23 protein-coding genes and 1 pseudogene are annotated in these 25116 nt (G+C 63.5%); 17 read left to right on the top strand and 7 right to left on the bottom strand.

Annotated elements, in window-relative coordinates; translation table 11 throughout:
- Positions 1–81 precede the first annotated feature (81 nt).
- Genes DNK89_RS16395 through DNK89_RS16385 form a run of 3 tightly spaced genes read right to left on the bottom strand, consistent with a single transcriptional unit; the run spans position 82 to position 2824 of the window.
- Positions 82–717 (bottom strand): hypothetical protein, encoded by a 636-nt coding sequence (locus tag DNK89_RS16395; protein WP_015015050.1) that lies wholly within the window; start codon positions 715–717, stop codon positions 82–84.
- A gap of 32 nt (positions 718–749) precedes the next feature.
- Entirely contained in the window at positions 750–1817 is a 1068-nt protein-coding gene (locus DNK89_RS16390) for a CoA ester lyase (protein ID WP_238990842.1), read from the bottom strand.
- Between the two features lie 20 nt (positions 1818–1837).
- Positions 1838–2824, bottom strand: a complete 987-nt coding sequence (locus DNK89_RS16385; protein ID WP_015015052.1) for a malate dehydrogenase — start codon at positions 2822–2824, stop codon at positions 1838–1840.
- A 235-nt stretch (positions 2825–3059) separates the two neighbouring features.
- Between DNK89_RS16385 and DNK89_RS16380 the strand changes: the two genes are divergently transcribed.
- The 15 genes from DNK89_RS16380 (at position 3060) to DNK89_RS16305 (ending at position 20497) form a co-directional block, all read left to right on the top strand.
- Positions 3060–3848, top strand: coding sequence for a GntR family transcriptional regulator (locus DNK89_RS16380; RefSeq protein ID WP_110961305.1), 789 nt, complete (start codon positions 3060–3062; stop codon positions 3846–3848).
- Positions 3849–3981: 133 nt separating this feature from the next.
- Positions 3982–4416: a succinate dehydrogenase, cytochrome b556 subunit gene (sdhC, locus tag DNK89_RS16375; RefSeq protein WP_056064896.1), complete on the top strand. Its 435-nt coding sequence runs from the start codon at positions 3982–3984 to the stop codon at positions 4414–4416.
- 63 nt (positions 4417–4479) lie between these two features.
- Positions 4480–4845: a succinate dehydrogenase, hydrophobic membrane anchor protein gene (gene sdhD, locus DNK89_RS16370; RefSeq protein ID WP_015015055.1), complete on the top strand. Its 366-nt coding sequence runs from the start codon at positions 4480–4482 to the stop codon at positions 4843–4845.
- Positions 4846–4867: 22 nt separating this feature from the next.
- Positions 4868–6676, top strand: a complete 1809-nt coding sequence (sdhA, locus tag DNK89_RS16365) for a succinate dehydrogenase flavoprotein subunit (protein ID WP_015015056.1) — start codon at positions 4868–4870, stop codon at positions 6674–6676.
- A gap of 21 nt (positions 6677–6697) precedes the next feature.
- Positions 6698–7402, top strand: coding sequence for a succinate dehydrogenase iron-sulfur subunit (locus DNK89_RS16360; protein ID WP_015015057.1), 705 nt, complete (start codon positions 6698–6700; stop codon positions 7400–7402).
- 33 nt (positions 7403–7435) lie between these two features.
- Positions 7436–7762, top strand: a complete 327-nt coding sequence (locus tag DNK89_RS16355) for a succinate dehydrogenase assembly factor 2 (RefSeq protein ID WP_056747015.1) — start codon at positions 7436–7438, stop codon at positions 7760–7762.
- A gap of 59 nt (positions 7763–7821) precedes the next feature.
- Positions 7822–9132, top strand: coding sequence for a citrate synthase (locus DNK89_RS16350; RefSeq protein ID WP_056064903.1), 1311 nt, complete (start codon positions 7822–7824; stop codon positions 9130–9132).
- 218 nt (positions 9133–9350) lie between these two features.
- Positions 9351–9617: a metal/formaldehyde-sensitive transcriptional repressor gene (locus DNK89_RS16345; RefSeq protein WP_110960992.1), complete on the top strand. Its 267-nt coding sequence runs from the start codon at positions 9351–9353 to the stop codon at positions 9615–9617.
- Between the two features lie 47 nt (positions 9618–9664).
- Positions 9665–10780: an S-(hydroxymethyl)glutathione dehydrogenase/class III alcohol dehydrogenase gene (locus DNK89_RS16340; protein ID WP_015015063.1), complete on the top strand. Its 1116-nt coding sequence runs from the start codon at positions 9665–9667 to the stop codon at positions 10778–10780.
- Positions 10781–10953: 173 nt separating this feature from the next.
- Entirely contained in the window at positions 10954–11814 is an 861-nt protein-coding gene (fghA, locus tag DNK89_RS16335) for an S-formylglutathione hydrolase (RefSeq protein WP_110960991.1), read from the top strand.
- A gap of 318 nt (positions 11815–12132) precedes the next feature.
- Positions 12133–14967, top strand: coding sequence for an EAL domain-containing protein (locus DNK89_RS16330; RefSeq protein WP_161958947.1), 2835 nt, complete (start codon positions 12133–12135; stop codon positions 14965–14967).
- 241 nt (positions 14968–15208) lie between these two features.
- Positions 15209–16078, top strand: coding sequence for an HDOD domain-containing protein (locus tag DNK89_RS16320; protein ID WP_161958946.1), 870 nt, complete (start codon positions 15209–15211; stop codon positions 16076–16078).
- Positions 16075–17091, top strand: a complete 1017-nt coding sequence (locus DNK89_RS24970; protein WP_110960987.1) for an ATP-binding protein — start codon at positions 16075–16077, stop codon at positions 17089–17091. Before DNK89_RS16320 ends, DNK89_RS24970 begins: the two co-directional genes overlap by 4 nt.
- A gap of 69 nt (positions 17092–17160) precedes the next feature.
- Complete coding sequence (locus DNK89_RS16310; protein WP_110961304.1) at positions 17161–18543, top strand: HD domain-containing phosphohydrolase; 1383 nt, start codon at positions 17161–17163, stop codon at positions 18541–18543.
- A gap of 235 nt (positions 18544–18778) precedes the next feature.
- Positions 18779–20497 carry a phosphoethanolamine--lipid A transferase gene (locus tag DNK89_RS16305; protein WP_110960986.1) on the top strand — a complete coding sequence of 573 codons (1719 nt, stop codon included), beginning with the start codon at positions 18779–18781 and terminating at the stop codon, positions 20495–20497.
- Between the two features lie 49 nt (positions 20498–20546).
- On the opposite strand, the gene DNK89_RS16300 is transcribed toward DNK89_RS16305, so the two are convergent.
- Positions 20547–21581, bottom strand: a complete 1035-nt coding sequence (locus DNK89_RS16300; protein WP_238990840.1) for an NAD(P)H-quinone oxidoreductase — start codon at positions 21579–21581, stop codon at positions 20547–20549.
- A gap of 137 nt (positions 21582–21718) precedes the next feature.
- Between DNK89_RS16300 and DNK89_RS16295 the strand changes: the two genes are divergently transcribed.
- Positions 21719–22588, top strand: a complete 870-nt coding sequence (locus DNK89_RS16295; protein ID WP_110960984.1) for a LysR family transcriptional regulator — start codon at positions 21719–21721, stop codon at positions 22586–22588.
- A 113-nt stretch (positions 22589–22701) separates the two neighbouring features.
- On the top strand, positions 22702–22989 hold the full coding sequence (locus DNK89_RS16290; RefSeq protein WP_110960983.1) for a GNAT family N-acetyltransferase: 288 nt from the start codon (positions 22702–22704) through the stop codon (positions 22987–22989).
- A gap of 43 nt (positions 22990–23032) precedes the next feature.
- Here DNK89_RS16290 and DNK89_RS16285 read toward each other — a convergent pair whose 3' ends face one another.
- The 3 genes and pseudogenes from DNK89_RS16285 to DNK89_RS16270 all read right to left on the bottom strand — a co-directional run bounded on the left by DNK89_RS16285 (position 23033) and on the right by DNK89_RS16270 (position 25018).
- Positions 23033–23530 (bottom strand): alpha/beta hydrolase, encoded by a 498-nt coding sequence (locus tag DNK89_RS16285; protein ID WP_370220930.1) that lies wholly within the window; start codon positions 23528–23530, stop codon positions 23033–23035.
- Between the two features lie 256 nt (positions 23531–23786).
- Positions 23787–24012 (bottom strand): annotated as a pseudogene (locus tag DNK89_RS25040) (alpha/beta fold hydrolase); the annotation flags it as partial.
- Between the two features lie 301 nt (positions 24013–24313).
- Positions 24314–25018 carry an SDR family oxidoreductase gene (locus tag DNK89_RS16270; protein WP_110960981.1) on the bottom strand — a complete coding sequence of 235 codons (705 nt, stop codon included), beginning with the start codon at positions 25016–25018 and terminating at the stop codon, positions 24314–24316.
- Positions 25019–25116 lie beyond the last annotated feature (98 nt).

Below are 25116 nucleotides of genomic sequence, written 5' to 3'. Positions count from 1 at the left end.
CCAGTTGCGTTCTAAAGTGGGGCGTAGCGTGTGGCGGAGGGCCCGGCACACACCGGTCGTTGAGAGGTGCGCGCGATCTTTTTATTTGGCAGCGGGCAGCGGGTCCAGCACGCTCACGGGCGGGTTCTTCTTGATGGCTTCAGCCACCACGACCTGCTCGGGACTCATGCACTCGTCAGCCAGGCGCTGACCCGCGCGCTGGTTCATCAGCATGGACTTGTTGGCGATCTGCAGCCACACGGCGCCGCCCTTGGCGTCCTCCAGGCGCACCGTGCCTGTGGTCGTGGCCACCGGCGACATGTAATACTTGAAACCCTTGCCTTCCACGTGGAAGTGGCCGGGGGTTGCGGGGTCTGCGGTCACCGTGACAAAAGCGCCCAGTTCGCAGGGCATGCGCCCCACATGCACGCGCTCGGCAATCGCCAGTTCGGCGGGCGACAGGGCTGCTTCGGCGGCGATGATGCCGGCCGCCACCTGGTTGGTGGCGCTCTTGAGTTGGGTGCGGCTGCTGGTGGGCTCGGCCTTGGCATGGCTCTTGGCAGGAGCCTTGGCCGCCGTCTTGCCCTCTGCAGGCTTGGCCGCCGTCTTGGCGGCTGGCTTGGCAGCGGGTTTAGCGGCAGCCTTGGTGTCGGACTTGGCCGCTGGCTGGGCTGTTGTTTGCGCCAGGGCGAAGGCCGGGGCCAGCAGCATGAGGGCGGAGGCAATGACGAATTTCATAGGAAGTCCTGCGAGGAAATGTCCAGGGGTGTTCACGATGGAACGAAAGCTGATGCATCAAACCATTGACGCACCGCCAAGGGTAGCGCGCGCCCGGTACGGTGGGCGCGCTCCAAAATTTGCCAATAGAAGCGGTAGCTGGCCCGGTCGTGCAATACCCCATCCACACTGATGGGGGCCCAGTCTGCCAACACTGCCGCCGCAATGATCCGGGATGCGGTGTCGATATCGTCCTGTTGGGGTGCAAAGGCCTGCAGGATGGTGCGGATCTGCGCTGGATGGATGCTCCACATCCGTGTGTAGCCCAGCTCGCGCGACGCGCGGCCGGCAGCACCTTGCAAGGCCGCCATGTCCGAAAACTCGGTGACCACACAATGGGACGGCACCTTGCCATGCGCATGACAGGCCGAGGCGATTTCGAGCTTGGCTCGCACCACCAGCGGGTGCGTGAACTGCCCGGCAGAGGTCATGGCCTGCGCGGGAATGGCACCGCCATGGGCCGACACAAAATCCATGAGCCCGAAACTCAGGCTCTGCACGCGGGGGTGGGCCGCGATGTCGAACGCACGCTGCACGGCGGCGGGAGACTCGATCAACACGTGCAAAGGCACATGGGCCGCCGACGCGCGCTCTAGCGCACGTTCAGCCAGCAGAACATCGTCTACCGACTCGACCTTGGGAATCATGATGTGGCACAGCCTGTGCCCTGCCTCGCCTGCAATGGTGGCGACGTCGTTGGCAAATGCAGGGTGGTCTACCGCATGAACGCGGGCCGCAACCCGTGCGCCCGGGGCTGCATTCAGTGCCAGGCTTGCCACCAACGCTGCATGCGCGGACTCCAGCCCTACAGGGGCTCCGTCTTCGCAATCGAGGGTGACATCAAAGACGCAGGTGCCAAACTCCTGCGCCATCTCGGCCTGCAATTGCAGGCTCTTGCGCATGCGCGCTTCGACGCCGCTGTAGTGGTCGCAAACCGGCAGAAAACCGGTCTGCGCCTGGGCGCCGAGCAACACTTCACGCGGATGGACAGACGCAGCGCCCTGTCCCGGTGCGGGGGCTTGGGCGGCCCGAAGGCCCGATGCCACAGGCGTCGGCTGCATTGCGTCGTTCACCAGCTTGTTTACAGCAGGTGCTTGACGCCGTCTTGCTCGCCTTGCAGTTCGGCCAGCGTGATGTTGATGCGCTCTTGCGAGAACGCGTCGATGTCCAGACCTTCAACGATCTTGTACTCGCCGTTTTCGCAGGTCACGGGGAAACCAAACATCACGTCCTTGGGAATGCCGTATTCGCCATTGGATGGAACACCCATGGTGACCCACTTGCCGTTGGTGCCCAGAGCCCAGTCGCGCATGTGGTCGATGGCCGCATTGGCTGCAGACGCTGCCGACGACAGACCCCGGGCTTCGATGATGGCTGCGCCACGCTTGCCGACGGTGGGCAGGAACGTGTTGGCGTTCCACTCCTGGTCGTTGATCATCTTGGCCACGCTTTCGCCCTTGATGGTGGCAAAGCGGTAGTCGGCGTACATTGTGGGCGAGTGGTTGCCCCACACGGTCAGCTTCTCGATGTCAGCCACGGCCTTGCCGGTCTTGGCAGCGATCTGGCTGGCAGCACGGTTGTGGTCCAGGCGCAGCATGGCGGTGAAGTTCTTGCGTGGCAGGTCGGGGGCCGACTTCATGGCGATGTAGGCGTTGGTGTTGGCGGGGTTGCCCACCACCAGCACCTTCACGTCACGCGATGCCACTGCATTCAGGGCCTTGCCCTGCGCCGTGAAGATGGCGCCGTTGACAGCCAGCAGCTCGGCACGCTCCATGCCAGGGCCACGGGGGCGCGAACCGACCAGCAGTGCGTAGTCAGCGTCCTTGAAGGCGGTCATGGGGTCGCTGTGGGCGGTCATTTCGACGAGCAGCGGGAAGGCGCAGTCGTCCAGCTCCATCATCACGCCCTTGAGCGCTTTTTGAGGACCTTCGACAGGCACTTCGAGCAATTGCAGGATGACCGGCTGGTCCTTGCCCAGCATTTCGCCGGAGGCGATACGGAACAGCAGGGCGTAACCGATTTGACCGGCGGCGCCGGTGACAGCGACGCGAACGGGCTTCTTGCTCATGGTGAAAACTCCAGGAAGTGAGGAAAACAGGTGTGAGTGCAACGCAAGCACCAGCGCCTGTCACCAGTAGCCCGTGCCCCGCAAAACAGCATTGGAGTTTACCCCCGATTGGACACCTCGGTCAATTTGTCTTATGTCTTATATAAGATATGATTGCAACCTATTTGTCGTCCGATTGTCATGGGGCAACCGCACTGCCGCACCACAGCACACGCACAACCTACACACCCACACCATGTCATCGCTTCCGTTCGCAGCCGACAACCCCGCCGCTCCGCAAGGCGCTGCGGGCGTCGCCACGCCAGCGTTCAGCCCGCTGTACCAGCAGATCAAGGGACTGATCCTGCAGAGCCTGCAACAGGGTGAATGGAAGCCCGGCGAGGCCATCCCAAGCGAAATGGAGCTGGCCGCGCGCTTTCGCGTGAGCCAGGGCACGGTGCGCAAGGCCATTGACGAACTGGCCGCCGAAAACTTGGTGATGCGCCGGCAAGGCAAAGGCACCTTTGTGGCCACCCACGCCGAACAGCATGTGCAGTACCGCTTTCTGAAGCTGCTGCCCGACACCGGAGACGCCCGTGTGGAGGGCCCCGCGCAGCGCCGCGTGATCGATTGCCGCCGCGTGCGCGCCAACGCCGATGTGGCCCGTGCTCTAGCCTTGCGCAGTGGCGATGCCGTCATGCAGGCCCGGCGCATCCTGTCTTTTGCGGGAGTGCCCACCATTTTGGAAGACATCTGGCTGCCCGGCCAGGCCTTCAAGGGCCTCACAGCCGAGCAGCTGGCCAATTACCAAGGGCCGACTTACGCCATGTTTGAACTCGACTTTGGCGTGCGCATGGTGCGGGCCGAAGAAAAAATCCGCGCCGTGCTGCCCGACGATGAACAGGCCCAGTTGCTGCAAATCACACCCGTGACGCCGCTGCTGAGCGTCGAGCGCATCGCTTACACCTATAACGATGTTCCCATGGAGTTACGCCGGGGGCTGTATCGCACCGATACCCACCACTACCGTAATGAATTGAGCTGACAGCAGGCTGGCACCCGAGCATTAACGTCGAAAATTTCAAGCCCGGCTAAACCCTTGTGTTGCGTTGCAATAGAATTTTGCGTTCTTTGCATCTTCAAATTACAAAGCAGTTACATCCACGAAAGCACCAGAAATGACAGAACTAGCCAAAAAACGGCCTGAATTCCGCAACATCAATGCCTTCAAGGACTTGACGACCTACCGCATGACGCCTGCTGCGTGGGTTTCGATCTTGCACCGCGCCAGCGGACTGATCATGTTCCTGCTGCTGCCTTTCATCATCTGGATGTTCGACACCTCGGTGTCTTCCGAAATCTCGTTCGCCAAATTCTCGGCGGCCTTCAACATCGGCATCGGCTTTGTGCCCGGCTGGTTCATCAAGCTGGTCGCTCTGGCGCTGATCTGGGCCTACCTGCACCACTTCACGGCCGGCCTGCGCCACCTGTGGATGGACGTGAGCCACAGCGCCGTGAACAAGCAATTTGGCAAGAGCTCCGCACTGACCGTTCTGGTCATCAGCATCGGGCTGGCCCTGGTGCTGGGCGCCAAGCTGTTCGGCCTGTACTGATCAACCCACAAAAACGGCGGCCGCTGTAAGTCAGCGCCTGTTGAAGAACGAGAGGAAATTTCCATGTCCGTCAATTACGGTTCCAAGCGCGTCGTCGTCGGCGCCCACTATGGTCTGCGCGACTGGCTCAGCCAGCGCGTCACGGCAGTCCTGATGGCGCTGTTCACCCTGGCCCTGCTGGCCCAGGTCATCTTTTCCAAAGGCCCCATCGGCTACGACAAATGGGCGGGTATCTTCTCGGCCCAGTGGATGAAGGTGCTGACCTTCTCCGTGATCGTCGCGATTGCCTGGCATGCATGGGTCGGCCTGCGCGAAGTCCTGATGGACTACATCAAGCCCGTGGGCCTGCGCCTGGCACTGCAAGTGTTCAGCATCGTCTGGCTGGTCAGCTGCGCCGGCTGGGGCATCCAGGTTCTGTGGCGTCTCTGATTCCCGCGATTGAAGGTACACAATGAGCTACACACAAGCCAACATCACCAAGCGCAAGTTTGACGTCATCATCATCGGGGCCGGCGGCTCCGGCATGCGGGCATCCCTGCAACTGGCCCGCGCGGGCCTGAACGTTGCGGTTCTCTCCAAGGTCTTCCCCACCCGTTCGCACACTGTGGCGGCCCAGGGCGGCATCGGCGCTTCGCTGGGCAACATGTCCGAGGACAACTGGCACTACCACTTCTACGACACCATCAAGGGCTCCGACTGGCTCGGTGACCAGGATGCGATCGAGTTCATGTGCCGCGAAGCCCCCAAGGTCGTGTACGACCTGGAACACATGGGCATGCCGTTTGACCGCAACACCGACGGCACGATCTACCAGCGCCCCTTCGGCGGCCACACCGCCAACTACGGCGAAAAGCCCGTGCAACGCGCTTGCGCTGCGGCCGACCGCACCGGCCACGCCATGCTGCACACGCTGTACCAGCAAAACGTGAAGGCCCGCACCAACTTCTTCGTGGAGTGGATGGCCCTGGACCTGATCCGCGACGCCGACGGCGACGTGGTGGGCGTGACGGCGCTGGAAATGGAAACCGGCGACCTGCACATCCTCGAAGCCAAGACCACCCTGCTGGCCACCGGTGGCGCAGGCCGTATCTTTGCAGCCTCGACCAACGCCTTCATCAACACCGGTGATGGCCTGGGCATGGCCGCACGCGCCGGCATTCCGCTGGAGGACATGGAGTTCTGGCAGTTCCACCCTACCGGCGTGGCCGGCGCGGGCGTGCTGCTGACCGAAGGCTGCCGTGGCGAAGGCGCCATCTTGCTCAACAGCAATGGCGAGCGCTTCATGGAGCGCTATGCGCCCACGCTGAAGGACCTGGCACCGCGCGACTTCGTGTCCCGCTCGATGGACCAGGAAATCAAGGAAGGCCGTGGCTGTGGTCCTAACAAGGACTACGTGCTGCTCAAGCTCGACCACCTGGGTGCAGACACCATCCACAAGCGCCTGCCCTCGGTGTACGAAATCGGCGTCAACTTCGCCAACGTGGACATCACCAAGGAACCGATTCCTGTGGTGCCCACCATCCACTACCAGATGGGTGGTATCCCCACCAACATCAACGGCCAGGTCGTGGTGCAGCAAGGCGGCAACGACAATTTGGTGGTCAACGGTCTGTACGCAGTGGGCGAATGCTCGTGCGTATCGGTGCACGGCGCCAACCGTCTGGGCACCAACTCGCTGCTGGACCTGCTGGTCTTCGGCCGCGCAGCCGGCAACCACATCGTCGAGTTCAACGACAAGAACAAGAACCACAAGCCCCTGCCCAAGGACGCGGCCGACCGCACCCTGGAGCGCCTCAACCGCCTGCAAGGCGCCAGCAGCGGCGAATACGCCCAAGACGTGGCCAATGACATCCGCGCCAGCATGCAGCTGCACGCCGGCGTGTTCCGCACGCAAGCGAGCATGGACGAAGGCGTCAAGAAGATTGCCGAGCTGCGCAACCGCGTGAACAGCGTGGGCCTGAAGGACCACTCCAAGGTGTTCAACACCGCCCGCATCGAAGCGCTGGAAGTCGAGAACCTGATCGAAGCTGCGCAAGCCACCATGGTGTCTGCCGCTGCACGCAAGGAATGCCGGGGCGCCCACACCGTGAGCGACTACGAGCGCCCCGCAGACGACCCAGTGGCACCCCTGGGCCGCGACGATGCCAACTGGATGAAGCACACCCTGTGGCACAGCGAGAGCAACAGCCTGACCTACAAGCCCGTCAAACTCAAACCCCTGACCGTGGACTCAGTTCCGCCCAAGGTTCGCACGTTCTAAACGGATACAGGAGCACCCACCATGGCAAAACGCACCTTCCAAATCTACCGCTACGATCCTGACAAGGACGCCAAGCCCTACATGCAGACCGTCGAAGTCGAGCTCGACGGCAGCGAACGCATGCTGCTGGACGCCCTGATGAAGCTCAAGGCGCAAGACCCCACCCTGTCGTTCCGTCGCTCCTGCCGCGAAGGTGTTTGTGGCTCGGACGCCATGAACATCAACGGCAAGAACGGCCTGGCCTGCCTGACCAACATGAACACGCTGCCCGGCACCGTGGTCCTGAAGCCCCTGCCCGGCCTGCCCGTCATCCGCGACCTGATCGTGGACATGACGCAGTTCTTCAAGCAGTACAACTCCATCAAGCCGTACCTCGTCAACGACAACGTGCCGCCCGAAACCGAGCGCCTGCAGTCGCCGGAAGAGCGCGAAGAGCTGAACGGCCTGTACGAGTGCATTCTGTGCGCCAGCTGCTCCACCAGCTGCCCCAGTTTCTGGTGGAACCCCGACAAGTTCGTGGGCCCCGCTGGCCTGCTGCAGGCCTACCGCTTCATCGCCGACAGCCGCGACGAAGCCACCACGGAGCGCCTGGACAACCTGGAAGACCCGTACCGCCTGTTCCGCTGCCACACCATCATGAACTGCGTGGACGTGTGCCCCAAGGGTCTGAACCCCACCCGGGCCATCGGCAAGATCAAGGAATTGATGGTGCGCCGCGCCATCTGAGCGCGGCCCGTTCATCGTCCTACACACCGGTCCATGCAAACGCTATCCACCCCATCCATCGCGCCAGAGGCGGCCTCGCCGCTGCTGGACGAACGCGAGCTGAGCAAGCTGCACTGGCGCTGCCGGCGCGGCTTGCTGGAGAACGACTTGTTCATCGAGAAGTTCTTCCACCGCTTCGAATCGACGCTGACGCAGCGCCATGCGCAAGGCCTCAACGCGTTGATGGATCTGGCGGACAACGACCTGCTGGACCTGCTGCTGCGGCGGCGAGAGCCCTCGGGCGACCAAGACACACAAGAAGCGCGTGAAGTGCTCGGCATGCTGAGACAAAGCGGTGGCGCCACGGCAGTGCATGCCTGACACCCGGCCCTCGCACCAAGACCGGATTCGTATCGGCAACCTACCCAAGGAAAGTAACAATGAAGCTAGCTGACAACAAAGCCACCCTGTCGTTCAGTAACGGCAGCCCCAGCGTGGACCTGCCGGTCTATCAGGGCAGCATCGGCCCGGACGTCATCGACATCCGCAAGCTGTATGCGCAGACGGGCATGTTCACCTATGACCCGGGCTTCCTGTCCACAGCAGCCACCCAGTCGGCCATCACCTACATCGATGGTGACAAGGGCGAATTGCTGTACCGCGGCTACCCCATTGAGCAGCTGGCCGAAAACTGCGACTTCCTGGAAACCTGCCACCTGCTGCTGTACGGTGACCTGCCCAACGCCGCACAAAAGACCGACTTCACCAGCCGCGTGACCAACCACACCATGGTCAACGAGCAGATGCAGTTCTTCCTGCGTGGCTTCCGCCGCGACGCGCACCCCATGGCTGTGCTGACCGGTCTGGTGGGCGCCCTGTCGGCCTTCTACCACGACAGCACGGACATCAACAACCCGCAGCACCGTGAGATCGCCGCGATCCGCCTGATCGCCAAGATGCCTACGCTGGTCGCCATGGCCTATAAGTACGGCATGGGCCAGCCTTACATGTACCCGCAGAACCACCTGAGCTACGCAGGCAACTTCCTGCGCATGATGTTCGGCACGCCCTGCGAAGAGTACAAGGTCAACCCCGTGCTGGAACGCGCGCTGGACCGCATCTTCATCCTGCACGCTGACCACGAGCAGAACGCTTCGACCTCCACCGTGCGCCTGTGCGGTTCGTCGGGCACCAACCCGTTTGCGGCCATCGCCGCTGGCGTGGCCTGCCTGTGGGGCCCTGCCCACGGCGGCGCCAATGAAGCTGCACTGAACATGCTGTACGACATCCAGGCCCAAGGCGGCGTGGAAAAGATCGGCGACTTCATCAAGCAGGTCAAGGACAAGAACTCCGGCGTCAAGCTGATGGGCTTTGGCCACCGGGTGTACAAGAACTACGACCCCCGCGCCAAGCTCATGCAAGAGACTTGCAATGAAGTGCTGGCCGAGCTGGGCCTGGAAAACGACCCGCTGTTCAAGCTGGCCAAGGAACTGGAAAAGATCGCCTTGGAAGACGACTACTTCGTGCAGCGCAAGCTCTACCCGAACGTGGACTTCTACTCCGGCATCGTGCAGCGTGCCATCGGCATCCCGGTGAACCTGTTCACCGGCATCTTCAGCTTGGCCCGCACCGTGGGCTGGATCGCCCAGCTGAACGAAATGATCGGCGACCCCGAGTACAAGATCGGCCGCCCCCGCCAGCTGTTCACCGGCTCCGTGCGCCGCGACGTGCCTCCCCTGGCCAGCCGCTGATCGGAGCGGCGCACTGCGCCGCTCCCGCACCCCACAAAGCCCGCAGGCAGTGCCTGCGGGCTTTTTTAATGACTCATCGAGAGGGGTTCACTGCCAATTTCTGAATACTCCCCCTGAGTAATAGCCCTTTTAATACCTGTAGCGCAATCAGCATATGCGCTTGTCTTTTATACTGCCGCCCAGTACACCCTAATGAACGACCAGCCAGCCGCCTGCCCATGCCCCACACTACCGAGGACAAACAACGCGCCATCACACGCCTGCGCCGTATCAAGGGCCAGGCCGAGGCGCTGGAGCGCGCGGTGGAGGCGGGCAGCGACTGCGCCCCCATCCTGCAGCAGCTGGCGGCCATGCGTGGCGCTGTGCACGGACTGATGGCTGACCTGCTCGACAGCCATGTGCGCGAGACGATGGCTGAAAAACCGGCGCCGTCGCAGCAAGCCATTGACGAAACGCTGGCGTTGCTTCGCTCGTACCTCAAATAGCCCACACCCCACCCATTCCCTACCCGATTGACCGAAAGGACCACCCCATGAAATCCCGCGCCGCCGTAGCCTTCAAAGCCGGAGAACCTCTGCAGATCGTCGAGATCGACGTCGCCCCGCCCAAAAAGGGCGAAGTGCTCATCAAGATCACCGACACCGGCGTGTGCCACACCGACGCCTTCACCCTGAGCGGTGACGACCCTGAGGGCTTGTTCCCCGTAGTGCTGGGCCATGAAGGCGCGGGCATCGTGGTGGAAGTGGGCGAAGGCGTGACCAGCGTGAAGCCCGGCGACCATGTGATCCCGCTCTACACCGCCGAATGCGGCGAATGCCTGTTCTGCAAGAGCGGCAAGACCAACCTGTGCGTGAGCGTGCGCGCCACGCAGGGCAAGGGTGTGATGCCCGATGGCACCACGCGCTTCAGCTACAACGGCCAACCCATCTACCACTACATGGGCTGCAGCACCTTCAGCGAATACACCGTGGTCGCCGAGGTGTCGCTCGCCAAGGTCAACCCCAACGCCAACCCCGAGCAGGTCTGCCTGCTGGGCTGCGGCGTGACCACGGGCCTGGGCGCCGTCAAAAACACCGCCAAGGTGCAAGAAGGCGACACCGTGGCCGTGTTCGGCCTGGGCGGCATTGGTCTGGCCGTGATCCAGGGCGCCAAGTTGGCCAAGGCCGGGCGCATCATCGCCATCGACACCAACCCCTCCAAGTTCGACCTGGCCCGCACCTTTGGCGCCACCGACTGCGTGAATCCCAAGGACTTCGATAAGCCGATCCAGCAGGTCATCGTGGAGATGACGACCTGGGGCGTGGACCACAGCTTTGAGTGCATCGGCAACGTCAACGTGATGCGCGCCGCACTCGAATGCGCGCACCGGGGCTGGGGCCAGTCGGTCATCATCGGCGTGGCCGGTGCGGGGCAAGAGATCAGCACCCGCCCCTTCCAGCTCGTCACCGGCCGCAAGTGGTTAGGCACGGCGTTTGGCGGCGTCAAGGGCCGCAGCGAGCTGCCCGGCATGGTCGAAGACGCAATGGCCGGCAAGATCCAGCTTGCCCCGTTCGTCACCCACACCATGGGCCTGAAGGACATCAACGAAGCCTTTGACCTGATGCACGAAGGCAAGTCAATCCGCTCGGTCGTCAAGTACGCCGCGTAACTTGGCTACTCGCCAGCACCCACAGCCCCTGAGACAACCGGGCATTCTGGGTGCCGACCCCGGCGGGCCATGACAAACGGCCTGGAGCCGTCTTTTAAGGCCCCTACAAGCGAAAACTGCCTCAAGCGCTACGAGTTATTGCCTGAGCAGCTATCAATTCAAGAGCAATCACCATGACCACTCCTCTGGACCTGCTCAGCAGCCACGCCTGCTTTGGCGGCGAGCAGCGCTTTTACCAGCACGCCTCCACCACCATCGGCTTGCCGATGAAGTTCTCGGTGTACCTGCCGCCCCAGGCACAGCAGGGCCCTGTGCCCGCCGTGCTGTACCTGGCAGGGCTGACCTGCACCGAAGAGACCTTTGCGATCAAGGCCGGTGCCCAACGCCTGGCCGCCGAACTGGGCCTGGCACTGATCGCCCCCGACACCAGCCCGCGCGGCGAGGCCGTGTCGGCCCTGCCCGGCGCCACGGCCAGCTGGGACTTTGGCGTGGGCGCAGGGTTTTACCTCGACGCCACGCAGAGCCCCTGGAACACCCACTGGCGCATGGAGAGCTACCTGCTGCAAGAGCTGCTGCCCCTGGTGGGCCAGCACCTGCCCATCGACGGGCAGCGCCTGGGCATCTTCGGCCACAGCATGGGCGGCCACGGCGCGCTCACACTCGCCTTGCGCCACCCCGGCCGGTTCAAGACGGTGTCGGCCTTTGCGCCCATCTGCGCGCCCACCCAGTGCCCCTGGGGAGAAAAGGCCTTCACCGGCTACCTGGGCCCCGACCGCACCACCTGGCTGGAACACGACGCCACGGTGCTGATGCAGCACCAGCCCATCGCGCCCTACCCGGCAGGCATCCTCATCGACCAGGGGCTGGACGACAAATTCCTGGCCGACCAGCTGCATCCCCACCTGTTCGAGGCCGCGTGCCAGGCCATCGGCCAGCCGCTCACGCTGCGCCGGCACGCGGACTACGACCACGGCTACTACTTTGTGCAGAGCTTTGTCGGCGATCATTTGAAGCACCACGCTGCGCAACTTTGATACTCAGCCACGGGCCGAGGGGAAAAATCAGATCCCCACCCCGTGGCGAGGTCCGGGCAGAAAGATTTGCGCTCAAAATATAAAATATTTGATAAATATGCTTTCAATTATCATATTTTAAAATGATAATGTCCCTCAGGCTGCCGATTTCATCGCGGCCTGCCTGTAGAGGACAGCATGATCACCACCGAAACAGCCCCCTCACCCCGCCTTCCTGCGGATGGCGCTCCACCAGGATCGCAAGCCCCATTGTCACGATCCCTGGCTGGCGGGATAGCCAGGGATTGGCTGAAGGCCCAGCTGTTCGACTCCACACCGATGGGCCTGTGTGTCATGCAGCACGGGCGGCCTTTGTTCATCAACCGCCATATGGCTCGCACGCTGGGTGGCGATGACAGCGACACGCACGCAGCGGCTGCGCACCTGGAGCAGCGATGGCCCGACCTGTGGCCCCAACTGCAGCACATCGGTAGTGAAACTCGCGCAGTGCATTGCAGACGGGCAGACGGCAGTCTGCTGGTAGGCCGGGCTTACACCCGGTCGCTCCACAAGCTGCTGGATGGCACCGAGGTGGTGACACTGGTGGACGACACCCGGCGTGAAGGCCCAGGCTTTTCAGCCACTTGGCGCGCACGCATGCTGGAGCAGGCCGAAACCATCGGCCGCAGCGGCTCGGCTGAAATCGACATGGCCACGGGCCGGATGGTCGCGTCCAAAGGGCTGCACCAGCTGCTTGGCACGCCTTTCAGTCCGCAGCCCCGGCGTGGCGCAAGCTTCTTGCGATGGGTACCGGTAGAAGAACGTGGGTACATCGCTGCGATCTGGCAAGGCGCTATCACCGACGAGCCGTTCGAATTTCAGCACCGGCTGATCGCCCAGGACGGTACCCGCATGGAGGTGCTCCAGCGTGGCATGGTTGAGGCAGACGCTGCCGGGCGCTTGCACGGGTACTTGATCGTGCAGGACATCACGGCACAGCGCGAGGCAGAACAACGCATTCAACAATTGGCCCACCAGGATGGGATCACCGGGCTCAGCAACCGGACATTTTTGCTGGACCAGATCGATGCAGCAGTGAACCACGCACGGTGGGACCCGAGCACCTTCCTGGTTTTGTCGATTCAGGTCGACAAGGTGGACCAGCTCAAGCAGGCGATGGGCTACGGCGCGGGAGACAGCATGGCGCAGGCCGTGGCCGAGCGACTGAAAGCACTGGCGGAGCCGGGCGATATCGTGGCGCGCATTGACGGTGGCGAGTTCGCCATCATGGTGTCGCCGCAAAGCAGCCGTCTGGATGCCACGGGCCATATCCACGCCAGGGCCGTGGTGCAGGCACTGTCGCATGCCGAGCGGGTGGGCGTATCAGAAATCGTGCCCAGCGCCTGCGTGGGCGTCGCCCGTTTTCCGCAAGATGCTGAGGCCGCCGGCGAACTGCTGGAGGCCGCACAGATGGCGCGCATGCGCATCGATGCACAAGGGGAGCAAGTGGCGGTATTCACGCCGGAAACCCGGGCGATGGCCCTGCGCCGTCTGGCGATCGAGTCGGGTTTGCGCCATGCAGCCGAACGCGGAGAGTTAACGCTCTCCTACCAATTGCAGGCGGACCTGGGGAGCGGCGAAGTCATTGGAGCCCAGGCAGTGCTTGAATGGACGAGTGCCGAACTGGGCCCGGTGCCAGTGGAAGAGTTCATGCCTGTGGCACTGCAGTCGGGCCTGGTCGTCAGCCTTGGCGACTGGAAGCGCAATGCGCTGTGCGCCCAATTGCAGATCTGGGAGCAAACGAAGGTGCGGGTGCCCCGCATGAGCACAAGGATCAGCACGCTGGAGCTTCAGCAGCACGACGTGTTCGAAAAGGTGCGGCACACCATGAAGCAGTACGGTCTTTCACCCCAAAGCCTGGGAGTGGAGATCAGCGAGCGCGCACTGGTCGAAGGTGGCGACGGGCTGGCGCCCACGCTCTCCCAGCTCAAGGCATTGGGTGTGGAAATCACCCTGGGGGACTTCGGCGCGAACTTCACCAATCTGGCGCTGCTTCGCAGTCTGCCGGTGGATGTGATCAAGATTGATCGCTCATGCGTACCCGATGTGACAGCGGCGGTGGGTGCGGTCTCCCTCACGCGGGCCATCATCAACATGGGCCACAGTCTGCAAATGCAGGTCATGGCAGAGGGGGTGGAAACCACGGGCCAACTCACCTTGCTGATTGCCAGTGGTTGTGACCGGATGCAGGGTCCCGTATTGGCCTCGCCCGTAAATGGTGAAACATTCATCCAGATGTTGTCGCAACGCAAGCGCTTGCCCGACAGCATGCTCTCCCGCCGTCGCGAACGCACGTTGCTGTTGGTGGATGACGAGCCGAGCATCGTTTCGTCGCTCAAGCGACTGTTCCGCCGAGACGGCTATCGCATCGTCACTGCCAGCGGCGGGGCAGAAGGACTGCAGCGCATGACGGAATATGAAGTGGACGTGGTGCTCTCGGACCAGCGTATGCCGGGCATGACAGGCGTCGAATTCCTGCGCCGCGCCAAGGACCTCTACCCTGACACCGTCCGGCTTGTGCTTTCGGGCTATACCGAACTCCAGTCCATCACCGATGCGGTGAACGAAGGCGCCATCTATCGCTTCCTGACCAAGCCCTGGGACGACGAGCGCCTTCTCGAACATGTTCGCGAGGCATTTGCCCACAAAGAGATGGCAGACGAAAACAAGCGACTGGCGACCGAGGTGGTCAGCGCGAGCGAGGCCCTCACGCGTGCCAATGAACGGCTGGAGCAGGTGCTGGGCAACCAACAGCGGCAGATTGATCTGGAGGCTGCCCGCGCCAACACCGCACGCGACCTGCTGGACGCACTGCCTGTTGCATTGCTGGGGGTGGACTCCCACGGCACCATCGTTCTGACCAACCTGGAACTCCAGCGTGTGCTGGGCACCGACACCCCCATGCTGGGAGCAACGGCAGCCCAGGCGCTGGGGCAGGACTACGAAACGCTGATTGCAGCAGCCAGCACGTCTGACGGCCAGCCCATGCGCATGGTCACGCTATCGCTGGGCGGCCGCAACTGGCAGGCCTGGGTGCGTGCGCTGGACCACGCCGCATCGCGTGGAGTGGTTCTGACACTGATCCCCAACGTTTCCCAACAGGCGCAATCATGACCTCACCCACCGCCATACCACCACCCGAGCCACCGGCCAGCGCTATTGAAGGTGGCGTACTGGATCAGCCACGGTCCATAGCCAGTCCGGCGGCCTCTGTCGCGCTCTCCGATCACGCCGTGGCGGCCCGGCTTGAATACCTTTTCCGGCGGATTGCCGCCGAAGATGTGCCTGTGGAGCTGCGGCGGGCGCTGTACCAATACCGCGGGGTCCCCTTATGAATGCCCCGCCCGTCTCCTCGATGCCTCCTCCTCGCATCACACTGGACCGACAAGCGCTGGCAGACGACATCCGCTCGCTGCCATCCCTTCCCAACGTGGTCGTGCAGCTGCAAGCCCTCATGATGCAAAACGATGCATCGATAGACAGCTTCGCCAATACCTTGCAGCTCGACCAAGCCCTGTCGGTCAAGGTGCTGCAGCTGGCCAACTCTCCCTTCTATGGTCTGTCCAATCGCATCGGCTCGGTGCGTGACGCCATCAATGTCCTGGGCTTGCGGCAGCTGGGTACGCTGGTGCTAGCGGCGGCTCTCACCGTGCAATTCGAAAAACTGCATGGCAAGGCCCTGCACATCGACGCGTTCTGGCGGCACTCCATCGCGTGCGCAGTGGCAGCACGGCACATCGCACGGCTGCATGGCATGAACGAGGCAGCGGCCTTCACAGCCGGCCTGCTCCATGACGTAGGTCGGCTCGTTGTGGACAGCCACTATCCCGAGGAGGCCGCCGTCATCATGGAATGGGCGGACTCCCAGGACCTGCCGTACTTCGAGGCCGAACAGGCGCTCACGGGCGTCCACCACGCCGAACTGGGACAGTGGGTATGCCAACACTGGCACTTTGCTCCCGAGATCACCGAGGCCATCGCGGGCCACCACCAGCCAGGTAGCGCGCCCAAGGCCATGTTGGCCGACGTGGTCCAAGTGGCCGACGCTCTGGCACACGCGCTGGACTTGGCAGAACTGGCCAGCGAAGCCGTGCCCGGGATCCACCGCAGCGTATGGCAGCGGCTTGCACTGACGGAGCAGCGCACAGGCGTGCTCCTGCGTGGCATTGAAGAAGAGTTTCAGCAACTGGAGTCCGTGCTTCGCCCCCGAAAGGAAACACCATGATTGCAACAGCCCAAGACGCCAATACGGCTGCGCCAACAGAGTCGACCGATGGCAGTCCATCCCTGTGCACTATCGATCAGCCCACGGAGATGACGCTTGCAGAGATGTCCGATGAACAGATCCGGGCGATCGTTGGCGAGTTGCTCCAAGCCAACAAGGAATTGAAGGTTCTGAACTCCAAACTCTCAGACGCCAGGAACAAGCTCATCCAGTCGGAAAAGCTGGCATCTATCGGACAGCTCGCTGCAGGTGTGGCCCACGAGATCAACAACCCCATCGGTTTCATTTTTTCCAACTTCGGCACGCTTGAACAATATCTGCAGGACCTGTTCCGCATGCTGTCCGCCTACGAGGACACCGAGAACAGCCTGCAGGATGCTGAGGCTCTCGGACGCGTGCGGCAACTGCGTGAGGACCTGGATATCGACTACCTCAAGGAAGATATTCCCAACCTGATGCGTGAATCGCGCGACGGGATTCAGCGCGTGCGCAAGATCGTGCAAGACCTCAAGGACTTCTCGCGCGTCGACGCTCGCCAGGAATGGGAGAGCGTCAATCTGCACCAGGGCATCGACTCCACGCTGAACATCGTGAACAACGAGATCAAGTACAAGGCTGACGTGGTGAAGCAGTACGGCGACGTGCCAGAGGTGCAGTGCCTGCCATCCGAACTGAACCAGGTGTTCATGAACCTGCTGGTCAATGCCGCCCACGCCATCACCAAGGAACGCGGAACGATCACCATCCGCACTGGAACGCAGGGCAGCGACGCCTGGGTGGAAGTCTCCGATGACGGCGCAGGCATCGCCCCAGAAAACCTGCAAAGGATTTTCGACCCCTTCTTCACCACCAAGCCGGTGGGCCAAGGCACAGGCCTTGGGCTTTCCTTGTCCTATGGCATCGTGCAAAAACACGGGGGCCGCCTTGAGGTGAGCAGCGAGATAGGCCACGGGACCACCTTCCGCGTCACTGTGCCGGTGCAGCGCAACGGTATGGCACCGCCGCAAGCATGACCCAGCGGCCACTCACTCAGCCACAGCGATGGAGTACGACGCAAGATGACCCCGACGGACCTCTCCACCATGTCGCCCCGCCCTCACGGCAGCCTGGCGGCGGCACAAGGGCTCGCCCCGTCACCACATCCTTTGGACGCATCCGCGCAGCCTTGGACAGTGCTGTGCGTCGACGATGAGCCAGGCATCCTGTCTGCGCTCAAGCGCGTGCTGCGCGCCGAAGACTGCCAGGTGCTGCAAGCAACGGGCGGCACCGAAGCCCTACAACTGATGGAAACGCATATCGTCGATGTGGTGGTGAGCGACATGCGCATGCCTGGCATGGACGGAGCTGCGTTCCTCGGACATGTCAGAGCACGCTGGCCGGACACCGCCCGCATTTTGCTGACTGGCTATGCCGACATGAACGCCACCATCGCGGCCATCAACGACGGGCAGATTTACCGGTACATCCACAAACCCTGGGACGAAGCCGAGCTGCGCCTGACCGTGCGCCAAGCTGCAGAGCACCGTTTGCTACAGCGTGACCGCGCGCGTCTGCAGGCCCTGACAGCAGAGCAGAATGAAGAACTGCGCACGCTCAATGCAGGTCTGGAGGACCGCGTCCAGGAGCGAACGACCGAACTTCAGCATGCCAACGATCAACTGCGACGCAACTACCTGACCAGCATCAAAATCTTCTCCAACCTCATGGAGCTGCGCAGTGGCTTGCTCGTCGGGCACGGAAAGCGCACCGCCAGTCAGGCACGCAAGGTTGCGCAAGCCATGGGGCTTTCGGACAGTAGCCTGCAAGATGTTTTCGTGGCAGGGCTGCTGCACGACATGGGACTCATGGCACTTCCCGACAGCATCCTGAACAAACCGGTTGGCCGGCTCAATGCCGAGGAGATGATCAGCTACCAACGCCATCCCGTGCTTGGCGCCCAGGCGTTCATGGCATTGGATGAACACCAACCCGTAGCCGCCATCATCCGCTCGCACCACGAACGGTGGGACGGCAGCGGGTTTCCGGACCGGCTGGAGGGAGCGCAAATTCCGATCGGCGCACGAATCCTGGCTGTCGTTGATACCTTTGACGACCTCACGCATGGGCACTTGACCGGCACTCCGCTGACCGATACTGAAGCACGCACCGTGTTGCAAAGGGGCCGTGGCACGCAGTTCGATGCCGAGGCCATCGATCTGTTTTTGCACATCATGCAAAAAGAGTCGCCACGCGCGCCCGAGCGACTTCTTTCGGTGGCTGCGGCGCAATTGGAGCCTGGCATGGCCTTGGGCAAGGACCTTTTTTCACAGGAAGGTGTCCTGCTGCTGTCGGCAGGCCATGTGCTGACGGCCGAATTGATCGGACGCATCAAGCGATATGCAAAGGTCGAAGGCTTGGCTCTCAAGTTGGACATTCGTCCCGATGCTGCGTCGGCGGCGGTTCCCGCCACCGCAATCAAACCGTGATAATTCAAGAGGACGGCGCGCCTCGACCATCCAGCTTTGCGACGGTCGATCCATCGGAAACACCAATACAAGGCATATGCAACACCAAGGTGGACGGCTCTCTCTGCCACCGCGAGAGTTGGTAACGTCCGGCGCATGCCAGAGGCAGGACGCGGGGACGCTGATCCCCGTCGGCCTGTAGGTATTGCGTTGCGCATTAACGCAGTCTTAAGCCTCCAAGGGCAAACTACGCCCCATGTCCTGGTCTCTACGGCAATACCTGCCTTTTTCTTCGGCTGCCCTCGGTAAGCCACCCGCCACACCCACCGCCCCCCGCCCCATGCACCCCGCCTGGGTGGTGGTGCTGGTCAGCACCTGGCTGGCCACGGCCTGCAACGTGCCGCTGTGGCAAGAAGTGGCCCAGTTGCCCGGTCAGGGCAGCCTGCGCGGCTGGGGCTTTGCGCTGGCGTTTGCGCTCATCGTCGCAGCGGGCAACGCGGCGCTGCTGAGCCTGCTGGCCTGGCGCTGGACGCTCAAGCCCGCCGTGCTGGTGCTGGTGCTGATGGCTGCGTTTGGTGCGTACTTCATGCTGGCCTACGGCATCGCCATCGACGCCAGCATGCTGGTCAACGTGATGCAGACCGACGTGAAGGAGGCTGGCGACCTGCTCAACCTGCGCATGCTGGGCACGGTGCTGATCCTGGCGGCGCCGCCGCTGCTGTGGCTGTACCGCCGCCCCGTGCAGCGCCTCACGGCCCTGCGCCATGTGGCGCACAACGGGCTGCTGCTGGTGGGCTCCATCGCTGTCATCGTGGTGTGCCTGCTGCTGGTGTTCCAGGACTTTGCATCGACCATGCGCAACCACACCAAGCTGCGCTACCTGATCAACCCGCTCAACAGCGTGTACGCGCTGGGCAACATTGCCACCAAGCCCCTGCGCATGGACACCAGCAAGATCCTGCCCCTGGGCCGTGACGCCCAGCTGGGCGCAAGCTACGCCAGCCAAGCCAAGCCCCCGCTGCTGGTGCTGGTGCTGGGCGAGACGGGCCGCAGCGGCAACTTTGGTCTGAACGGCTATGAGCGCGACACCACCCCCCGCCTGTCGGCCCGCAAGGACCTGGTGAGCGCACGCAATGCCTGGTCCTGCGGCACCAGCACCGCCGCATCGGTGCCCTGCATGTATTCGCACCTGGGCCGCACGGGCTACGAGGGCCGCTCGGCCAACTACGAAAGCCTGATCGACGTGCTGCACCAAGCCGGCCTGGCCGTGCTGTGGGTGGACAACCAGTCGGGCTGCAAGGGCGTGTGCGACCGCGTGGGTGAAACCAGCATCAGCACACAGAAAGACCCGGCGCTGTGCGCTGGCGGCGAGTGCCTGGACCGCGTGATGCTCAAGGACCTGGACGCCCAGATCGCCGCCCTGCCTGCCGAGCAGCGCCAGCGTGGCACCGTGGTGGTGATGCACCAGATGGGCAGCCACGGCCCCGCGTACTACAAGCGCTCCGCGCCCGAGAACAAGAAGTTTGGCCCCGAATGCACCTCCACCGCGCTGCAGGAATGCCAGCGCGAGCAGGTGGTCAACGCCTACGACAACAGCATCGTCGAGACCGACCATTTCCTCGATTCAGTGCTCCAGTGGCTGGGAGCGCAGGAACTACATGCCCAGACAGCTATGATTTACGTAGCAGACCATGGTGAGTCGCTGGGGGAGAACAACATCTACCTGCACGGCCTGCCCTACTCCATTGCGCCCGACGTGCAAAAACACGTGCCCTGGATCACCTGGCTGTCACCCGCCATGCAAGCCCGCACCCACCTCACCACGGGCTGCCTGCAGCAAGACCTGGGCGAGCGTCGCATCACGCACGACCACTACTTCCACTCGGTGCTGGGCCTGATGGATGTGAAGACCGAGGCGTACAACACCGAGCTGGACATGTTTGCCGCGTGCCGCAAGCCGGCCGCAGCGGGCTGAGGTGGGCCTAAAGCTGGGTACTGGGCGATGGGCGCTACGCCCTGCCCGCTCAGCGCGCCTCGGGCAGCAACAGGATCTTGCCGATGCTGGCGCCAGACTCCATGCGCCGATGGGCCTGCGCGGCGTCGGCCAGTGCAAACGTGCTGTCGATCACAGGCCGGATCACCCCGGCGGCCAGGGCTGGCAGCCACTGCTGGGCAAACCGCTGGACCATGGCCTGCTTGACCTCGGGCGGGCGGGACTTCATCACGGTGCCAAAGATCTGCAGGTGGCGGTACAGCACCACGTCCATGGGCAGTTCCGCCCCCTGCGCACCACCCAGCAGCCCCACCGACACCAGGCGCCCGCCGTCGGCCAGCGACCGCACGTTGCTCTGCAGGTACGGAGCCCCGATGAAGTCGATCACCACATCCACGCCCCGGCCCTGCGTGGCCTGCGCCACCACCGCCTGAAAGTCTTCGCTGCGGTAGTCGATGAACACATCGGCCCCGCAGCCCAGCACAGCGCCGCGCTTGTCGCCCCCTGCCGTGGCGAACACGCGCGCTCCTGCCGCATGGGCCAGTTGCACCGCGGCTGAACCCACGCCGCCCGCTGCGGCATGGATCAGCACCGACTCGCCCGCGTGCAGGCGCGCCAGGTGGAACAGCGCCTCGTGCGCCGTCACAAACACCTCGGCCACGGCGCCAGCGGCCACCAGGTCCATGCCCGCAGGCACCGGCATGGCCATGCGGTAGTCGATGCGCGAGAGCTCGGCGTAGGCACCGCCGCCCACGATGCCCATCACGCGGTCGCCCACGGCAAAGCCTTGCACCTCGGGCCCCATGGCGACCACAGTGCCCGCAATCTCCAGCCCCATGGTGTCGGCATCGCCAAAGTAGGCGCGGCCATAGGCCCCTTTGCGGTGCAGCAGGTCGGCCCGGTTGACGCCGATGGCGGCGTTGCGCACCAGCAGGTCGTGCGGGCGCACCTCGGGGACAGGGATCTCGCGCGCCACCAGCACTTCCGGGCCGCCGAAGTCATCGAACACGATGGCTTGCATGGTGGGTTGTGGGTTTGCAGGTTGTTCGGCCGCTGGTGTGGACATGGGTGTTACTCCTCAAGCAATGGTTTCAGTGCCTTCAAGGATAGAGCGCCACGCAGTGATTTAAACGCAGCAATTTCGCTCTATAGCGATGCAAATTTGCATCACACTCACCCCTCATCCGCAACCTCCATACGGCCATGAACTGGGACGACACCCGCATCTTTCTTGCCCTGACCCGCGCGCCCTCCTTGCGCGCCGCCGCGCGCAGCCTGGGCGTGGACCAGGCCACCGTCGGGCGGAGGCTGAACGCGCTGGAGGCCGAACTGGGCGCCAAGCTGTTTCTGCGTGCCAAGGACGGCTACCTGCTCACCGCTGCAGGCGAGACAGCGCTTGCCGCCGCCCGCCGCATGGAAAGCGCGGCCCTGGACCTGCGCACCCGCATCGAGGGTCAGGACACCAGCCCGGGCGGCCTGGTGCGTGTGACCAGCACCGACTCCATCGCCATCGATCTGCTCATGCCCGCCATCGAACGCCTGCAGCATCATTGGCCCCACATCCGCGTGGACCTGGAGGTGTCCACCCAGTTGCTCAGCCTCAGCCGCCGGCAGGTGGACATCGCGTTCCGCAACGTGCGGCCCGAGGCCCCCGACCTGGTGGTGCGCCGCGTGGCGTCGTGGCCCGTGGGCCTGTTTGCCAGTGCAGGCTATGTCGAGCGTTTTGGCATGCCCGTGCCCGAGGACGAGCTGCGCGGCCACCACCTGGTGGCATACGCGCCCTACCTGGAGCACAACGCGTTTCTGACCATGGCGGGCGTGCCTGCGCGCCAGGCCCGGATTGCGCTGGCCGTACGCTCCAGCCTGCTGGTGCGCAAGGGCGTGGCGGCGGGCATTGGCCTTGGCGAAATGCCGGTGTGGATGGGCGAACGCGAAGGCCTGGTGCGTATCTGGCCCGAGCGCCGCCGGGCGAACGACTACGAGGTCTGGCAGGTGATGCACCCCGACCTGCAACGCACCGCCCGGGTGCGCGCCACCGCAGAGTTTCTCTCCGAGGCGTTCCAGGTCGGGTAGCTCCCTCACCGAGGGAGTCAGCCCTTCGCGTGTTGGCCTGCGGGCTGCGTCCAGCGGGGCTGCGGCACCCCATGCTCCATACTCTGGCGCACATCCTTGCACTGCAACGCACCATGTCACACACCATTCACCACCAGGAGCAGGACGCCAAAGGCGCGTTCTACATCTCGCACGACGGCCAGCGCCTGGCCAAGATGACCTACAGCCGCACCAACGCCACGATGATCATCGTGGACCACACGGAGGTGGACCCGTCGCTCAGCGGCCAGGGCGTGGGGCGCGCGCTGCTCGGGGCGCTGGTGGAGTGGGCACGGACAACCGGCACCAAGGTGGTCCCGCTGTGCCCGTTTGCCAAGGCACAGTTCGGCAAGGACGCGTCTATCCGCGACGTGCTGGCCTGACGGGCCGGTGGGCAGCACTCCCCGCCAGCACTCTACGCCCTGCTCACCGCGCGAGAAATTCCAGCGCCTGGGAGACGAAGCGGGTGTGGAACTGGAACACGCCCCCATGGCCCGCATCGGGGTAAATGACCAGCGTGCTGTTCGGGAGCCTGTGCGCCAGGTCCAGGGAGTTGCAGGTGGGGACCATCCTGTCGCTGTCGCCGTTGACCACGAGCACAGGCTGGTGGATGTAGGAGAGGTCTGCAGGCGCCTTTTTGCCCCAGGCATTCAAGGCCTGCAGCTGGGCCACGTAGGCCCTCAGGGTGATGTCCTTGTCCCGGTGCCCCGAACGCTCTGACAGCCGCTGCAGGAACGCTTTACCGGCCTCGATGCCGTTGGGCGTGCGGGTGAAGAACAGGAACTGCTTGGGATTCTGGCCCGTGAAGAAACCGTGCAGAAGGTCCACATTCGCTACCCCTGCCACGGCGCTGATGCCCTCGCCACCGGCCGGCCCCGTACCGGCAAGGATGAGCTTGCGGACCAGGGCCGAGAACCTGTTCAAAGTCCTTTTTGGCGTTGCACAGGTCCCTTGCCGGGATGGGATGCAAGGCGCGGTGCGCAGTGGATAGCTCGGCTATCCACAAGCGCCGCAACGCCGCAGACCGCCCGGCAAGGCACTTGCCCGAAGGGTTGGAGTGAAATCGGGCGATAGGACGCCCCTGCCGCTTGCATGGGCACGAGCCCATGCGGCGCATCCGAAGCATCCACTCATCCCGATTGCACTCCAATGCAATCTCCAAAAAGACTTTGAACAGGTTCTGTCTCCTTCAACGCCATCTCCTGGGCGATCATTCCACCCATCGAGAAGCCAAACAGGTCCACCTGCGCGTGCCCCTGGGCGCGGAGGAACATGATCGCGTCGTCGGCCATCTGTTCGATGGTTTTAGCGGGTGATCCGCTGGAAGCCCCCACACCCCGGTTGTCGAATGCGATCACGTGGCGCTGCGCCGCCAAGCCGTCCACCACGCGAGGGTCCCAGTTGTCCAGAACCGCCGCCAGGTGGGTCAGCAGCACCAGCGGCGGCCCGCCGTGGTGTTGGCCCAGCTCGCGATAGGCAAACTCCACCCCACCCGCCGACAGGGTCTGCGTGGGCGCGTTGGCCCATGTTGATCGCTCCGCACGTGCGGCAGCAGTGGTGCTTGGCGCAACGTCGGGCACGGTCGGCTGGGCATGGGCGATGGGGCCCACCCCAAGACCCAGCAGCGCGAGCGCTGTAGTGGTCACTTTTTTCAGTCTTGGATTCATGCGAACTCTCGCAAAGCCAAACACATGGGGGCCGCCGCGCTCAGCCCAGGGGCTGCAGGTAGCTGGGCCGGGCTGCCGTCATGCCGTTTTTGACCATCACGGTGAGCTCGTCCGCAAGCACTTCGTCATGGCCCGCTTCCAGGCCATCGAGCGCACGCTGAACGATCTTTTCCGGGCTGGTCTTGGGCACGTCGAATCCCCGGGTGAGGTCGGTATCCACATACGCCATGTGCAGGCCCAGAACCTGAGTCTGCTGGGCCAGCAACTCATTGCGCAGCGAATTGGTGAGCGACCATGCGGCAGATTTGCTGGCGGAATAGGCCGCCAACTCTCCGCCGTTCACCCACGACGCGACCGACAGAACATTCAGTAGCGCACCACCGCCGTTGCCCTTCAGAACCGGCGCAAACGCCTTGCTCATGCGCAGCATCGAGAAGAAGTTGGTCTCGAAAATGCGGCGCGCCACCTCTTCGCTGTCGTCTGCCAGAAATCCGCCGGGCTGGGCAATTCCGGCGTTGTTGATGAGCAGGGTCACATCCCCGGCCTGCGCCACGGCGCTCGCGACCTCCTCAGGCCGATTCACGTCCAGACGCAGCGCATGGACCCCCGGCAGGGTGATCGACGCAGGGTCTCTGGCTGCGGTATAGACCTTGCGCGCGCCGCGGTTCAAGAGTTCACGCGCAAAGGCAAGGCCAATGCCACGGTTGGCGCCCGTGACAAGGGCTACAGAGTTTTCGATTTTCATAAGGGCTCCAGTAAAAAAGGGGTGTCTGTGCAGGGCTGCGAAGGGCGGGCTTCGGCTGGTTTGCGGCCACGCCACTCGCCTCGTGTTGTGCCCTGCGG

This window comes from Acidovorax sp. ST3, from assembly GCF_003231145.1.
GTDB lineage: Bacteria > Pseudomonadota > Gammaproteobacteria > Burkholderiales > Burkholderiaceae_C > Acidovorax.
This window is presented reverse-complemented; position numbering and strand designations above follow the sequence as displayed.

Coding starts and splice junctions, on each gene's coding strand:
- DNK89_RS16270 (WP_110960981.1), bottom strand. CDS start 25,018: ATGAAAATCGAAAACTCTGTAGCCCTTGTCACGGGCGCCAACCGTGGC.
- DNK89_RS16355 (WP_056747015.1), top strand. CDS start 7,436: ATGCAAACGCTATCCACCCCATCCATCGCGCCAGAGGCGGCCTCGCCG.
- DNK89_RS24970 (WP_110960987.1), top strand. CDS start 16,075: ATGATTGCAACAGCCCAAGACGCCAATACGGCTGCGCCAACAGAGTCG.
- DNK89_RS16295 (WP_110960984.1), top strand. CDS start 21,719: ATGAACTGGGACGACACCCGCATCTTTCTTGCCCTGACCCGCGCGCCC.
- DNK89_RS16305 (WP_110960986.1), top strand. CDS start 18,779: ATGTCCTGGTCTCTACGGCAATACCTGCCTTTTTCTTCGGCTGCCCTC.
- DNK89_RS16360 (WP_015015057.1), top strand. CDS start 6,698: ATGGCAAAACGCACCTTCCAAATCTACCGCTACGATCCTGACAAGGAC.
- DNK89_RS16320 (WP_161958946.1), top strand. CDS start 15,209: ATGCCTCCTCCTCGCATCACACTGGACCGACAAGCGCTGGCAGACGAC.
- sdhD (WP_015015055.1), top strand. CDS start 4,480: ATGTCCGTCAATTACGGTTCCAAGCGCGTCGTCGTCGGCGCCCACTAT.
- DNK89_RS16300 (WP_238990840.1), bottom strand. CDS start 21,581: ATGTCCACACCAGCGGCCGAACAACCTGCAAACCCACAACCCACCATG.
- sdhC (WP_056064896.1), top strand. CDS start 3,982: ATGACAGAACTAGCCAAAAAACGGCCTGAATTCCGCAACATCAATGCC.
- fghA (WP_110960991.1), top strand. CDS start 10,954: ATGACCACTCCTCTGGACCTGCTCAGCAGCCACGCCTGCTTTGGCGGC.
- DNK89_RS16380 (WP_110961305.1), top strand. CDS start 3,060: ATGTCATCGCTTCCGTTCGCAGCCGACAACCCCGCCGCTCCGCAAGGC.
- DNK89_RS16390 (WP_238990842.1), bottom strand. CDS start 1,817: ATGCAGCCGACGCCTGTGGCATCGGGCCTTCGGGCCGCCCAAGCCCCC.
- DNK89_RS16330 (WP_161958947.1), top strand. CDS start 12,133: ATGGGCCTGTGTGTCATGCAGCACGGGCGGCCTTTGTTCATCAACCGC.
- DNK89_RS16310 (WP_110961304.1), top strand. CDS start 17,161: ATGTCGCCCCGCCCTCACGGCAGCCTGGCGGCGGCACAAGGGCTCGCC.
- DNK89_RS16345 (WP_110960992.1), top strand. CDS start 9,351: ATGCCCCACACTACCGAGGACAAACAACGCGCCATCACACGCCTGCGC.
- DNK89_RS16350 (WP_056064903.1), top strand. CDS start 7,822: ATGAAGCTAGCTGACAACAAAGCCACCCTGTCGTTCAGTAACGGCAGC.
- DNK89_RS16395 (WP_015015050.1), bottom strand. CDS start 717: ATGAAATTCGTCATTGCCTCCGCCCTCATGCTGCTGGCCCCGGCCTTC.
- DNK89_RS16385 (WP_015015052.1), bottom strand. CDS start 2,824: ATGAGCAAGAAGCCCGTTCGCGTCGCTGTCACCGGCGCCGCCGGTCAA.
- DNK89_RS16290 (WP_110960983.1), top strand. CDS start 22,702: ATGTCACACACCATTCACCACCAGGAGCAGGACGCCAAAGGCGCGTTC.
- sdhA (WP_015015056.1), top strand. CDS start 4,868: ATGAGCTACACACAAGCCAACATCACCAAGCGCAAGTTTGACGTCATC.
- DNK89_RS16340 (WP_015015063.1), top strand. CDS start 9,665: ATGAAATCCCGCGCCGCCGTAGCCTTCAAAGCCGGAGAACCTCTGCAG.